Origin of the sequence: Collinsella sp. TF12-2AT, assembly GCF_003436735.1 — a bacterium.
In the GTDB taxonomy this organism is placed as follows: domain Bacteria; phylum Actinomycetota; class Coriobacteriia; order Coriobacteriales; family Coriobacteriaceae; genus Collinsella.
Genome location: NZ_QSQK01000001.1, coordinates 54,978 through 69,375, shown reverse-complemented (window position 1 = coordinate 69,375; position 14,398 = coordinate 54,978). Strand labels below are relative to the sequence as shown.

The following is a 14,398-nucleotide window of genomic DNA, read 5'->3' as shown; positions in this document are numbered from 1 at the left end:
CGCAAATATGCTTTGCCGTTGTGCTTAGGGCAGGTGACAAAAGGGCTCCCGTCCCACATCGGACGGGAGCCCTCAAGGCGCGTATTGCTAGGCGAGCGTTGGGCTAGTTCGCCATGACGCCTTCGGTCCAAGCCTCAACGTCCTCGATGCGCAGGACGTTGGCGACCTCGGCCACGCAGCCGACGCTGGCAAGCTCGGCGGCGGCAGCCTGGACGTCCTTCTCGAGCGCGCGGTGCGTCAGGAAGATGACCGAGCAGGCATCGCTGACGCCCGATTTGCCGTCCTCGACCTGGTTGATGAGCGAGATCGAGATGTTGTGCTTGGCAAAGATGTCGACCGTCTCGGACAGGGCGCCCACGCGGTCGGCGACTTTCAGGCGCACATAGTACTTGGTCTGGAGCTCGTCCATGGGCTTAAAGGTGAGGTTGTGGCCATAGGGCTCAATCTCGGGCAGCGGAGCCACGCCGCGGCTGATCTGCTCGGAGAGCGACAGGATATCGCCCACGACGGCGCTCGCGGTGGGGAAGGAGCCTGCGCCCGCGCCGTAGAACATGGTCTCGCCCACGGCGTCGCCTACCACGTAGACGGCGTTCATGGCGCCGTTGACCTTGGCGAGCATATGGTCTGCGGGGATCAGCGTGGGATGCACGCGAACGTCGACGCCAGCGTCGGTGTTGCGGGCGATGCCGAGCAGTTTGATGGTGTAGCCGAGCTCGCGGGCCTGGGCGATGTCCTCGGCGCCGATGGTGCGGATACCCTGCTGGTACACATCATCGGTGGTAACGCGGGTGCCAAAGCCGATGGAGGCGAGGATGGCCGTCTTGCTGGCGGCATCGAAGCCGTCGACGTCGGCGGACGGGTCGGCCTCGGCATAGCCCTTAGCCTGTGCGTCGGCGAGCACGTCAGCGTAATCGGCGCCCTCGGCGTCCATGCGCGACAGGATGTAGTTGGTGGTGCCGTTGAGGATGCCGGCGATGGTCAGGATCTTGTTACCCACCAGGTCGTGCTCGAGTGTGCTGACAATGGGGATGCCGCCACCGCAGCTGGCCTCGCACTTAATCTGCACGCCGCACGCACGCGCCTTCTCGGCAAGCGTCTCGACATGGCGGCCCAGCAGGGCCTTGTTGGCGGAGACGACATGCTTGCCGTTCTCGAAGGCAGTGGTGAAGATCTCGGTTGCGGGATGCTCGCCACCAATCAGCTCGACGACGATGTCGACGGCGGGGTCGGTGACGACATCGTGCCAGTCGCTCGTAAAGGCCTCGCGCTCAATGCCTGCCGCCTCGGCCTGCTCCCAAGCAAGCGCGCAGGCGCGGGTCAGCTTAAGGTCGATGCCGTAGGCTGCCAGGTACTCATCGTGGTGGCTCTTGATCAGACGGGCCACGCCGCCGCCGACGGTTCCCAGACCGATCAGACCGACGTTCACGGTGCGCAGGGGTTCGCTCATAGATAACTCCTTCGTGCATCTTATGGATGGATAAACCGCTTAAAGGTTGAGTGCATTCTAGCGTGAACCGGGGGCGCGTGCTCGCCAGGCAACAGGAGCCGCACAAAACGGCACCCCCGAAACGCTGCGGAAACATTGGAAACACGCTCGCTACAAACGGACTTCCGTAACAAACTGTCAACGTTTGCGCCATAAGGTTTGCCCTGTACCGCAAGACGGCCGCACCGCGGCCAGCGAAAAAGGGGGACACCATGTTCAACATCAACAGCACGCTCAGCCGTAGGAACTTTCTCGCCGGCGCTGCGGCGCTCGGCAGCACCGCCGCACTCGCTGGTTGCTCGTCGGGTGGCTCGGACGGCGGCACCGCCGATGACGGCAAGACCTTCAAGATCGGTGTCATCGGCCCTCTGACCGGCGCCGCGGCAACCTATGGCGTTTCGGCCGAGAAGGGTGCCAAGCTTGCCGCCAAGGATTTCTCGACCAAGGACTTCAAACTCTCGCTTAAGTCCGAGGATGACGTCGCCGACGGCGAGAAGGCTATCAACGCCTTCAATACCCTGTGCGACTGGGGCATGCAGGCTCTCGTCGGCCCCGTCACGACTGGTGCCGCCGTCGCTGTCTCGGGCGAGATCGCCGACGATATGCTCATGGTCACGCCCTCTGCTTCGTCCCTCGACGTCACCAAGGACAAGACCACGATTTTCCAGGTTTGCTTTACCGACCCCACCATGGGCGCGAGTGCTGCCAAGTTTTTGGCCGAGAAGTATGCAGACGCCAAGATCGCCCTGTTCTACAACTCCGGCGATACGTACAGCTCGGGTGTTGCCGATGCCTTTGCCGAGCAGGCCAAGGAGTCCAAACTTGATATCGTCGATACCGAGACCTTTAAGGACGACTCCTCCACGAGCTTTACCAACCAGCTCACCAAGGCCAAGGAGGCCGGCGCCACGCTCATCTTTGCGCCGATCTACTACACGCCGGCGTCCGTTTTGCTCAAGAACGCCAAGGACATGGGATACGACATGACCCTCATGGGTACCGACGGCATGGACGGCCTGCTCTCCGTTGAGGGCTTCGACACCTCCCTTGCCGAGGGCGTGCTGCTCATGACCCCGTTCTCTGCCGACGATGAGAAGAACGCCGACTTTGTCAAGGCATATAAGGACGCCTACGACGAGACGCCCAACCAGTTTGCCGCCGATGCCTATGACTGCGTCCATGCGATTGTCGAGGCTATCGATAAGGCAGACATCGATATTACGGCCGACGGCGCCGACATTGCCGGCGATCTTGCCAAGGCCATGCGCAAGATCAAGATCGAGGGCCTGACGGGCGAGCTCACGTGGAACGACGAGGGCCAAGTCGAGAAGCCCGCTACAGCCTATGTGATCCAGGACGGCAAGTACATCGCCGCCTAAGTGCGTATAAAGCGCTACCGGTGAGGCCGTTTTAATCAGGGCAGGGAAGCTTGTAACAGAATGGAAACATTACTTTCACACAATAAAGTGGCTAAACTGCATAAACAAATAGAAATACGCATAATTATGGATAAACGGACAAAACAAAAGAATAGTTGAAATAATCGCCACTTTTCTCAACTAAAGCGTCTACTATTTTGCGAACGCCGAACACGGCGAAGGATGGCCTGTTGGGTAACCGAAACCCGACGAGATTTGAGAGGAGAGCCGCATGTCGAGCCTCACCGGTAAGTCATTGAACCCTGTTATGAATCGCAGGAGCGTTATCGCGAGCGCAGCAGGTCTGGGGGCGATGTCCATTCTAGCTGGCTGCTCCTCCAACGGCGGCGACAGCGGTTCCGCTTCGGGCGACGCTTCGTTTAAGATCGGCACCATCGGACCGCTGACCGGCGCCAACGCGTCCTACGGCAAGTCCGTTACCCAGGGTGTCGAGCTTGGCTGCAAGGATTTCTCGACCAAGGAGCTGCCGCTTGCCAGCAAGGCCGAGGATGACCAGGCCGACGGCGAGAAGGCCGTCAACGCCTTTAACACCCTGCTCGACTGGGGCATGCAGGCCCTCGTCGGCCCGACCACCACGGGTGCGTCGGTTGCCGTTGCCGCCGAGTGCGGTAACGACCCCAAGACGTTCATGATCACCCCGTCCGCGTCCTCCGAGGACGTCACCGACGGCAAGGATTGCGTCTTCCAGGTTTGCTTTACCGACCCCAACCAGGGCGTCAACGCTGCCAAGTTCCTGGCGCAGAAGTATGCGGACGAGAAGTTCGTACTGTTCTATAACTCCGGCGACGCCTATTCTTCGGGTATCGCAGATTCCTTTAAGGCCCAGGCCGCTGAGTCTAAGCTCGAGATTGTTGACGAGGAGACCTTTAAGGACGACTCTGCCACGAGCTTTACCAACCAGCTGACCAAGGCCAAGCAGGCCGGCGCCACCATGATCTTCGCGCCGATCTACTACACGCCGGCGTCCGTCCTGCTCAAGAACGCCAAGGACATGGGCTACGACGTCAAGATGATGGGCTGCGACGGCATGGACGGCATCCTGGGCGTTGAGGGCTTCGACACTTCTCTTGCCGAGGGCCTGCTGCTTATGACCCCGTTCTCCGCCGACGACGAGAAGAATGCCGACTTCGTCAACGCTTACAAGGATAAGTACGGCGATACCCCCGACCAGTTTGCCGCCGACGCCTACGATGGCGTGCACGCGGTGGCTGAGGCCCTCAAGGAGGCCGGTCTTGGTGTCGACGCCGATCCGACCGAGGTCGCCGAGAAGCTGCCCAAGGCTATGCTCAAGATTACCGTTGACGGTCTGACCGGCAAGCTCACCTGGAACGATAAGGGTCAGGTCCAGAAGGACCCCACGGCGTACGTTATCACCGATGGCAAGTACGTACAGGCCTAATAGACCGCCTTACATAGAGCGGTTTTGATCCCAAGCAGGGGAGGTTTTGGCCTTCCCTGCTTGCTTGGTATCTAGGGACAGTGTAACGTCCCTGTTTCATACATCAACTGGAAACCTATTCGAAAGGGGGATGTGGAACATGACGGTCTTTATCCAATACCTGGTCAACGGCCTGTCCATGGGCAGCGTCTACGCCATCATCGCGTTGGGCTACACCATGGTCTACGGTATCGCCAAGATGCTGAACTTCGCTCACGGCGACGTCATCATGGTCGGTGCCTATGTCTCGTTCTGCGCCACGTCGTATCTCGGCCTCCCGGGCTGGGCATCTGTAATTCTCTCTTGCGTGGTCTGCACGGTTCTCGGTGTTCTCATTGAGGGTCTGGCCTATAAGCCGCTGCGCCAAGCAGGCCCGCTGGCCGTTTTGATCACGGCCATCGGCGTGTCCTACTTCCTGCAGAATGCCGCGCAGCTTCTGTGGGGCGCCACGCCCAAGAACTTCACTTCGCTCGTCACCTTCCCGGTGCCGGAGTTCTTGGCCAAGTTCAACGTGAGCGCCGTGTCGCTCGTCACCATCGTCGCCTGCCTGGTTATCATGGCCGGCCTGATGTTCTTTACAGGTAAGACCAAGATGGGCAAAGCCATGCGCGCCGTGTCCGAGGACAAGGCCGCCGCTCAGCTCATGGGCATCAACGTCAACCGCACCATCTCGATGACGTTTGCCATCGGCTCTGCCCTTGCCGCCATCGCCGGCGTGCTCCTGTGCTCCTACTCGCCGGTGCTGCAGCCCACGACGGGTGCCATGCCTGGCATCAAGGCCTTCGACGCCGCCGTCTTTGGCGGTATCGGCTCCATCCCCGGCGCCTTTGTCGGTGGCATTCTCATCGGCATCATCGAGGCGATGGCGCAGGCCTACATTTCCACGAGCCTTGCCAACTCCATCGTCTTTGGTGTTCTGATCATCGTCCTGCTCGTCAAGCCTGCCGGCCTCTTGGGCAAGTACGTCCCCGAGAAGGTGTAGGTGAGCGTTATGAAGTTTCTTAAAGACAAGCAGACGCGTCACGACTTTGTTACGTACGCCATGTGCCTTGTGGCGTTCGCCATCGTGTTCTTTATGCAGTCCAACCACATGATTCCGCGCATGATCGCCGGTCAGCTGGTTCCCATTACGGCCTATATCGTCATGGCCATCTCCCTTAACCTCGTCGTCGGCATCGCGGGCGACTTGTCGCTGGGCCACGCGGGCTTTATGAGTGTCGGTGCCTATACGGGAATCGTCACCGCCGTCGCGCTGGAGAGCGCCGTTCCCTCCGATCCGGTGCGCCTTATCATCAGCATCGTGGTCGGCGCCATCGCTGCCGCCATCCTGGGCTTCTTGATCGGCATCCCGGTCCTTCGCCTGAGCGGCGATTACCTGGCTATCGTGACGCTGGCCTTTGGCGAGATCATCAAAGAGATCGTCACCTGCCTTATCGTGGGCGTCGACTCCCGCGGCCTGCATGTGATCTTTAACATTACAGGTAACTCCACGATCGACGACCTGCACCTGCTCGAGGACGGCACCGCCATCATCAAGGGCGCCCAGGGCGCATCGGGCGTGTCGACGTACTCGACCTTCCTCGCCGGTGCCGTCCTGGTCATGGTCGCACTCGTGATCGTGCTCAACCTGGTTCGCAGCCGTACCGGCCGTGCCATTATGGCCGTGCGCGACAACAAGATCGCTGCCGAGTCCGTGGGCATCTCCGTCACCGAGTACCGCATGATCGCCTTCGTGGTTTCCGCCGCTCTCGCCGGCGCTGCCGGAGCCCTCTTCGGCGGTAACTTCTCGCAGCTTTCCGCCACCAAGTTCGACTTCAACACGTCCATCCTCATCCTGGTATTCGTGGTCCTGGGCGGTCTGGGCAATATGCGCGGCTCCGTCATCGCGGCGGCGTTGCTCACGGTGCTTCCCGAGCTGCTCCGTCAGTTCTCGGACTACCGCATGCTCATCTACGCCATCGTGCTGATCCTGGTCATGATCTTTACCAACAACCCGCAGCTCAAGGCGTTCTTCGCACGCATTAAGGACCGCTTTGCTTCCAAGAAGGAGGTAGCAGCCGATGCCCAGTAAGTTTGAGTTCAACAAGGGCAAGATGGTCCCGTATCCTTCTGGCGCCATCGTTCCCGACCGCGACCTGGGCCAGCGCCCGGCGCTCGAGTGCATCCACTTGGGCATTGAATTTGGCGGCCTTAAGGCAGTCGACGACTTTAGCCTGACCATCGGTAAGACCGAGATCGCCGGTCTGATCGGTCCCAACGGTGCCGGTAAGACCACGGTCTTCAACCTGCTCACCAAGGTGTACCAGCCCACGCACGGTACTATCCTGCTCGACGGCGAGGACACCTCGGGCAAGTCGGTCTATCAGGTCAACCGTATGGGTATCGCCCGTACCTTCCAGAACATTCGCCTGTTCAACACCATGACGGTGGAGGACAACGTTAAGGTCGGCCTGCACAACCAGGAGCGCTACTCTGGTTTTGAGGGCGTGCTGCGTCTGCCGACGTACTGGAAGCACGAGAAGGCCGCCCACGAGCGCGCCATGGAGCTGCTGTCCATCTTTGATATGGAGCACCTGGCAAACGAGCAGGCCGGCTCGCTGCCTTACGGCGCCCAGCGTCGTCTGGAGATCGTCCGCGCGCTTGCCACCAACCCCAAACTGCTGCTGCTCGACGAGCCTGCCGCCGGCATGAACCCGTCCGAGACCGCGGAGCTCATGGAGAACATCGTCAAGATCCGCGACACCTTTGGCATCGCCATTATGCTTATCGAGCATGATATGTCGCTCGTCATGAACATCTGCGAGGGCATCTGCGTGCTCAACTTTGGTAAGGTCATCGCCAAGGGCACGGCCGAGGAGATCCAGAACAACGATGCCGTAATTGAGGCATATCTGGGCAAGCAGGATAAGGGGGAGAACTAAATGGCAGAGCCGATGCTTTCCGTCTACAACATCAACGTCTGGTACGGCGCTATCCACGCCATCAAGGACATCTCCTTTAACGTCAACGAGGGCGAGATCGTGGCCCTGATCGGCGCGAACGGCGCCGGTAAGTCCACGACGCTTAAAACCATCTCGGGCCTGCTGCGTTCCAAGACCGGCTCCATCAAGTTTATGGGCGAGGACATTACCCATACGCCTGCCGATAAACTGGTGGGCAAGGGCCTGGCCCAGGTTCCCGAGGGCCGTCGCGCCTTTTTGCAGATGACGGTCGAGGAGAACCTGGAGATGGGCGCCTACACGCAGCCCAAGTCCACGGTGGCTCCGGGCCTTGAGCGCGTCTACGAGCAGTTCCCGCGCCTTAAGGAGCGCCGTCGCCAGGTCGCCGGCACCCTTTCGGGCGGCGAACAGCAGATGCTCGTTATGGGGCGCGCCCTTATGAGCAACCCCAAGCTGCTCATGCTCGACGAGCCTTCCATGGGCCTGGCGCCGATTCTGATTGAGCAGATTTTCCAGATTGTCGAGGACCTGCACAAGGCCGGCACCACGGTGCTTCTGGTCGAGCAGAATGCGCAGATGGCGCTCTCGATCGCCACACGCGGCTACGTGCTCGAGACCGGCAAGATCACCATGACTGGCACCGGCCAAGAGCTCCTGCACGACGATAACGTCCGCAAAGCCTACCTGGGCGGTTAACTAGTTACGCGGTTTTACCAAACCGCGTAACGGCTCGACGCTGCAAGCCCGCCAGAGCGGCAATCTGCCTTTCAACTTCGGCGGCATGACCAGAAGGTCAATGCCGCCTTGTTTCAAGGCACCTTGCTCGCTCTGGCGGGTTTTCGCTGTCGTTGCCAAAACATCGACGTTGTGGCAGATGCCAACGACTATTCCCTTTAAGTTGCGGTGGAATAGGGACTAAATGGGAGCCTCAGAGGTCAAAAGAGTCCTTATTCCACCGCAACTTCATGGGGGTGTGTGACAATGCCCGTCGGAAAACATCTGCTGTCTTTGGGGGTCTAGCTATGCTGTACGAGTTTTGTGCCGAGAACTTTGAGCGTGTGCCGGCGGCTATCGATGCCGGTGCTAAGCGCATCGAGTTGTGCGACAACCTTGCCGTCGGTGGTACCACGCCCTCGGCCGGCGTTATCAGCACTACGGTCAGCTATGCTCACGAGCATGACGCGCGAGTGATGTGCATGATTCGCCCGCGTGGCGGTGACTTTCACTACAACCAGGACGAGCTGCGCATGATGGAGATGGACTTGGGTCTTGCCGTGAGCGCCGGCGTTGACGGCCTGGTCTTTGGCTGCTGCAAGCCCTGTGCCGGCGGCTGGGCGCTCGACGAGCTCACCCTCGGCGCCCTCGTGATGGCTACGGACTGCGCGACCGAGGAGTGCAAGCGCGGGGCCATCGATATCACCTTCCACATGGCCTTTGACCAGCTCTCGCCCGAGGCTCAGCTGGACGCCATTGACACACTCGCCGACTGCGGCATCACGCGCATCCTGACGCATGGTGGTGCTGCCGGAACGCCGATCGAGGACAACCTGGAGCACCTGTCGCGTCTTGTCGAGTATGCGGGCGACCGCCTGACCATCCTTCCCGGCGGCGGCATTTCTACGGCCAACCGCGATACCGTGGCGGCGGCATTGAGCGTCTCCGAGCTCCATGGCACCAAGATCGTGCCGCTGGAGGCGTAACCCGTGGCGCTGGTATTTGACGTTCAGCAGGCGAACGGTAAGCCCGACGACAACCGGCGCCCTGGCACCGCGTGTCCCTTTTGCGATACCGAGGAACTTGCCGATATCATCCGGCGCGATGGTGACTGCATCTGGCTCGAGAATAAGTTCAAGACCCTGCGCGCCACCCGTCAAACCGTGCTGATCGAGTCGGCCGATCACGATGCCGACCTGGTGATCTATGAGCCGGATGAACTCCACCATGTGATGCGGTTTGCCCTGGGTTGCTGGCAGCAGATGATCGATTCACAGCAGTATCGCAGCGTTCTCATGTACAAGAACAAGGGTCCGCTCTCGGGCGGTAGTCTCGTTCATCCGCACATGCAGATTGTGGGTTTGGAGCAGGAAGACGGCTACACTTCGCTGACTTCCGCCAATTTCGAAGGCATCAATGTCTGGCAACAGGGGAGAATCTCGGTCAATATCTCAACCGAACCGATCATGGGGTTCTTTGAGATCAACGTTTCAGCCCCGCAGGGAATCGCCGCCAGCGATGACGCACGAGACCAAGCCGAGGCGGATCTCTTTGCCGATGCGATCCAGGTAGCTCTGCGCTATATCCTAAACGAGCACCACGGTGGTCGCGCAGAGTCGTACAACTTGTTCTTCTATCACCTGGGCGGTCGGACCATTGCCAAGGCGCTGCCGCGTTGGGTGGTTTCGCCCTACTTTGTCGGCTATCGTTTGGCCCAAGTCAATGCCGAGACGACGCTCGATATCGATGCTGAGCGTCTGCGTGCGCATCTGGAAACGCTCGTATAGCAAGACTAACACCCGCGTAATGCGGACAGCCTAGCGCGCCATGGCGTCGCGGCCGGCTTCGACCCGCTTGCGCTGTTTGGTGCGCTCCTCGCAGGTTAGGCACTCAAAGAGATGCCCGATAATCGAGGCCAGCACCTGCTGAAACAGCGTGCCGCACATGACGGGGAACACGACCTCGCCCGGAAAGTACTGCGTGGCGATGACGGCACCCGAAGAGATGTTGCGCATGCCGCAGGTAAAGCACATGGTAGTCGTCTCGCTATATGGCAGATGCAGCGCACGTGCGACCAGAAAACCGACGACAAAGCCGCTGATGGCGAAGACCAAAATAAAGAGGGCGACTTCCAGGCGCACCGCGTTTATGTGCAGCACGTACTCGCTCATAGCGGTGGAGTTGGACGCGATGACGCCCATCATCATGAACTTGCAGGCGGGCGAGAGCACGGGAGAGAGTTTCTCGTGGCCCCAGCCGCGCGTGAGTTCATTGATGGCAATACCGAGCACAGCGGGGATGGCGATCATAAAGGCCATGTTCTGCATCATGCTCGGCACGTCGATCGAGACGGTGGCGCCCAGCAGGAGCTTGAGCGTAAGCGGAATCGTCACAGGTGAGATGACCGAGGACGTCAGGATGATGGTGAGCGCGAGCGGGCCGTTGCCGCCGAACATGCTGATCCACATAAAAGCGGTGACGGCCACGGGCACGCTGTATTCGAGCACAATGCCGCAGACAAGGTTGGGGTTGGAGCCAAAGAAGAGTGACCCCATGGCATACGCCGCGATGGGAATAAGCACCGCCGAGACGAGCAGCGCCAAGACTAGGTGCAACGGACGGCGGAACACCTCGGTTACCTGGTGAAAGGTGTTGCTGAGCGCACCCTGAAACGTCATAAAGGCAAACAAGGTGGGAACGATGGGCTTGAGTACGCCAATCTGTTGGGGAAAGAGCACGCCGAGTGCCACGCAAATCGGAACGATGACCTGCATGTGCCCCGCGAGAAACTTGCCCAGTCCAACCCATTGCTTCATATGCGCTTGTGACTCCCTTTGCCCGTGAACCCGTTTTGAATGGATATGCTAGACGCTCGCATGCGTCCGTGCGTCAGAAACGCTCGAATATTTCGAGGCTATTACCGGCATCGTTTACCGAAACCGCGGCGTGCTGCGGCGATTTGCGTCTGCTCTGCACGGTATAATAAATCCGTTCAACAGATCTGCCTGCCGAAGCGGGCATACACAGAGGACTCATCGCTATGAACCGTGAGAGGTATCGCGGCGACCTGCCCCTATCGGGGGTGGGCGCCTATGTCATCGCTTAAGACGACGCATCGCTGGGCAGTCGCTCGGCAAAACCCCGAGCTCGAAAAGGAGTTTTCGGCTGGCCTGGGCATACCCGGGCTGGTGGCGCGCATTATGGTTGCGCACGGCATTACATCCATCGAAGAAGGCCAGCTGTTTTTGACGCCTTCGCTCGATCGCGACTGGGCCGACCCGCTCGTTATTCCGGGCATGGCGGTCGTCGCCGACCGCGTTGAGCGCGCTATTCGCAGCCACGAGCACATTGCGGTCTTTGGCGATTTTGATGTTGACGGTATTACGTCGACCTGCCTGTTGACCGAGGCATTGCGCACGTTTGGCGCCGATGTCACGCCGTTTATTCCGCATCGCTTTGACGAGGGCTACGGCCTGTCGCGTGCGGCGCTCGACCGCGTCAACGAGCTCGCCCAACCCAACCTGATTGTGACCGTCGATAACGGTATTGCCGCCAAGGAAGAGGTTTCCTATCTGGAGAGCCTGGGGATCGATTTGGTGGTCACGGACCATCACGAGCCCTCCGACCAGGTGCCGCAGGGCGTGCCCCTGACCGACCCCAAGCTCGAGGACGAGGGTCCCTCGCGCGAGCTTGCCGGTGCCGGCGTGGCGCTCAAGCTGGTGCAGGTCCTGGGCGAGCGTTTGGGCAAGCCGTCGTATTGGCGTTCGCTGATAGAGGTCGCAGCGCTGGGCACCGTGTCCGACATGATGCCGCTCACGCCCGAGAATCGCGCACTGGTCGCCGAGGGCATCCAGCAGATGCGCGTGACGGCCCGCCCCGGCTATATCGCGCTTGCCGCACTTGCCAAGGCCGACCTTTCTACCATTACGGCCGACGGCCTGTCGTTTTCGCTCATCCCTCGTCTGAATGCTGCCGGCCGCATGGCTGATCCCAAGCTGGCGCTCGACCTGCTGCTTGCCCGCGACCCCATCGAAGCGAGCACTCTTGCCGCCGAGCTCGAGGAAATCAATCGCCAACGCCGCGAGATCGAGGCCGAGCTTACGCGCGATGCCATGGCGAAGGTCGAGGAGACTTATGACGGCGGGCGCGCAATCGTCGTGGGTGGCGAGGGCTGGCACGAGGGCGTCAAGGGCATCGTGGCAAGCCGTCTGACCAACCGCTATCACGTGCCGGCGCTACTGTTCTCGATCGAGGACGGTATCGCGCGCGGCTCTGGTCGCTCGGTGGGCAAAGTTAACCTGTTTGACGCCGTCGAGCGCTGTTCCGACCTGCTGATTCGTCGCGGCGGACATGCCGGTGCGGTGGGTGTGACCATCGAGGCATCCAAGCTCGATGAGTTCCGCCGCCGCCTTTCCGCCGTGCTATCGGAGCTTCCCGCCGAGGACTTTGAAGACACCGACGAGGTCGCCGCCACCGTCGACCTTTCCGAGCTGAATATCGAGACCATCGAGCAGATCTCCCGTCTTGAGCCGTTTGGCCAGGGCAACAAGGTGCCGCTGCTGGCTGCCGAGGGCGTGACGATGTGCGACCGCGCCGTGGTGGGCAAAACCGGCGAGCACATGCGCTTTGTGGCGACCGATGGCGCCGCGAGTGTGCCGGCCATTATGTTCCGCGTGCCGCAGATCGATAAGCTCATCAATTGCGATAGCGCCGTCGACTTGGTGTTCGAGGCCGTGGCCGAGCATTGGCAAGGTCGCGTAAAGCCAAAGCTCATGATCAAGGATGTTCTGGTTCGCGATACCACGCTGCCCAGCGTCGATGATCCGGCGTGCGAGCTTCGCCGCGGCGTGCAGCCGGCGGATTCTGGCCTGCGCCTGGAGTCGCGTAAACGCGAGACGCTCGCCCAGCTTTCCTATACCGAGCTCACGCGCTCGCTTATCCATAGCTTTATCGGATCGAACCAGCCGCACCGCGCGCAGGTTGAGGCGCTCGATGCCTTGGCCGACCACCAGAGCGTCTTGGCCGTTATGGGAACGGGCCGCGGCAAGTCTCTCATCTTCCATGTACATGCTGCGCGCGAGGCTGTCCTTCGCGGACGTGCGAGCATCTTTGTCTATCCGCTGCGCGCGCTTGTTGCCGACCAGGCCTATCACCTCTCGTCGACGATGGCAGCGCTTGGCATTGGCGTTGGCGTGCTGACCGGCGAGACCGTGGAGGCCGCACGCGATGATGTGTTCGCCGGCCTAGCTTCGGGCCGCACCGGTATCGTGCTCACGACGCCCGAGTTCCTATCTATCCACCGTGACCGCTTCGCGCGTTCGGGCCGCATCGGCTTTGTCGTTATCGATGAGGCGCACCACGCCGGCCTTGCCAAGGGCGGCGACCGCAGCGCCTATCTCGACATGCCCGATATCCTCAAAGCCCTGGGCGACCCGGTTGTTATGGCTGCGACGGCCACCGCGACGGCTCCGGTCGTGGCCGAGCTTGCCCGCATGCTGCCGATTACTCGCACGGTGGTCGACGAGACGGTGCGCGAGAACCTGCAGCTCGAGGACGACCGCGACCTTGCGAGCCGCGAGAACCGTTTGGTGTCGATCGTGGCGACGGGGGAGAAGACCGTCATTTACGTCAATTCGCGCGACCAGTCCGTGGCGCTCGCCAAGACGTTGCGCAAGCGTGTGCCCGATTGCGCAACCCATATCGCGTTCTATAACGCGGGGCTTGCGCGCTCCGATCGCCGCCGCGTGGAGGAAGCATTCCGAGACGGAAGCCTCAGCTGCATCGTCTCGACCTCTGCCTTTGGCGAGGGTGTCAATCTGCCCGATATCCGCCATGTCGTGCTGTACCACATGCCGTTTGGCGCCATTGAGTTCAACCAGATGAGCGGGCGTGCCGGTCGTGACGGACAGCCCGCCGTGATCCACCTGCTCTATTCGTCGCGCGACGCCCGCATCAACGAGCGCCTGCTCGACTGCTACGCACCCGAGCGCGACGAACTCGTCACACTCTATCGTGCGTTGCAGACCATGTGGCGCTCCAACCGCGGTAAGACCGGGGATGATTCATTCTGCGCAAGCGATATCGACATCGCGCAGATGTGCCTTGCCATCGATGCTCGCACGCCGGTCGACGAGCGCTCGGTGGAAAGTGGCCTGGGAATCTTCGAAGAGCTTGGTTTCTGTCGCATTTCGGGGTTTGACGACACCCGTCGCATCGCGATGGCCGAAAACCCCGGCCGTGTGCAATTGAGCAGGTCAATTCGCTATTTGGAGGGCTTGCGCTCGCGCATGGAGTTCTCGGCTTTCCGGAGTTGGGCGCTCGATTCGTGCGCTTCTGATATGCTAGCCAAAGTTAACCGCCCGATCGTACCGCGGGCCTAGGG

Annotated in this window: 11 protein-coding genes; 9 read left to right on the top strand and 2 right to left on the bottom strand. The window is 60.7% G+C overall.

Translation table 11 applies throughout. The features are described 5' to 3' along the window. Positions 1-103 precede the first annotated feature (103 nt). Positions 104-1,447 (bottom strand): homoserine dehydrogenase, encoded by a 1,344-nt coding sequence (locus DXD24_RS00270; RefSeq protein ID WP_117645709.1) that lies wholly within the window; start codon positions 1,445-1,447, stop codon positions 104-106. Positions 1,448-1,698: 251 nt separating this feature from the next. On the opposite strand from DXD24_RS00270, the gene DXD24_RS00265 reads away from it, so the two are divergent. The 8 genes from DXD24_RS00265 to DXD24_RS00230 all read left to right on the top strand — a co-directional run bounded on the left by DXD24_RS00265 (position 1,699) and on the right by DXD24_RS00230 (position 9,803). Then, on the top strand, positions 1,699-2,865 hold the full coding sequence (locus DXD24_RS00265; RefSeq protein WP_117645705.1) for an ABC transporter substrate-binding protein: 1,167 nt from the start codon (positions 1,699-1,701) through the stop codon (positions 2,863-2,865). Between the two features lie 271 nt (positions 2,866-3,136). Then, positions 3,137-4,324, top strand: coding sequence for an ABC transporter substrate-binding protein (locus DXD24_RS00260; RefSeq protein WP_117645703.1), 1,188 nt, complete (start codon positions 3,137-3,139; stop codon positions 4,322-4,324). Positions 4,325-4,463: 139 nt separating this feature from the next. Beyond that, positions 4,464-5,345 (top strand): branched-chain amino acid ABC transporter permease, encoded by an 882-nt coding sequence (locus DXD24_RS00255; protein ID WP_089573309.1) that lies wholly within the window; start codon positions 4,464-4,466, stop codon positions 5,343-5,345. 9 nt (positions 5,346-5,354) lie between these two features. Next, positions 5,355-6,434, top strand: coding sequence for a branched-chain amino acid ABC transporter permease (locus tag DXD24_RS00250; protein ID WP_089573308.1), 1,080 nt, complete (start codon positions 5,355-5,357; stop codon positions 6,432-6,434). After that, the gene (locus DXD24_RS00245; protein WP_089573307.1) at positions 6,424-7,284 is read left to right on the top strand and encodes an ABC transporter ATP-binding protein; all 861 of its coding nucleotides are present in this window, start codon (positions 6,424-6,426) and stop codon (positions 7,282-7,284) included. Before DXD24_RS00250 ends, DXD24_RS00245 begins: the two co-directional genes overlap by 11 nt. Before the next feature lie 12 nt (positions 7,285-7,296). Continuing rightward, positions 7,297-7,998 (top strand): ABC transporter ATP-binding protein, encoded by a 702-nt coding sequence (locus DXD24_RS00240; RefSeq protein WP_117563737.1) that lies wholly within the window; start codon positions 7,297-7,299, stop codon positions 7,996-7,998. 326 nt (positions 7,999-8,324) lie between these two features. Further along, positions 8,325-9,002 (top strand): copper homeostasis protein CutC, encoded by a 678-nt coding sequence (locus tag DXD24_RS00235; RefSeq protein WP_117645701.1) that lies wholly within the window; start codon positions 8,325-8,327, stop codon positions 9,000-9,002. 3 nt (positions 9,003-9,005) lie between these two features. Continuing rightward, positions 9,006-9,803, top strand: coding sequence for a DUF4931 domain-containing protein (locus DXD24_RS00230; protein WP_089573302.1), 798 nt, complete (start codon positions 9,006-9,008; stop codon positions 9,801-9,803). A 30-nt stretch (positions 9,804-9,833) separates the two neighbouring features. On the opposite strand, the gene DXD24_RS00225 is transcribed toward DXD24_RS00230, so the two are convergent. After that, positions 9,834-10,832 (bottom strand): bile acid:sodium symporter family protein, encoded by a 999-nt coding sequence (locus tag DXD24_RS00225; RefSeq protein WP_089573301.1) that lies wholly within the window; start codon positions 10,830-10,832, stop codon positions 9,834-9,836. A gap of 276 nt (positions 10,833-11,108) precedes the next feature. Between DXD24_RS00225 and recJ the strand changes: the two genes are divergently transcribed. Continuing rightward, positions 11,109-14,396 carry a single-stranded-DNA-specific exonuclease RecJ gene (gene recJ, locus DXD24_RS00220; RefSeq protein WP_117563488.1) on the top strand — a complete coding sequence of 1,096 codons (3,288 nt, stop codon included), beginning with the start codon at positions 11,109-11,111 and terminating at the stop codon, positions 14,394-14,396. Positions 14,397-14,398: the final 2 nt, after the last annotated feature.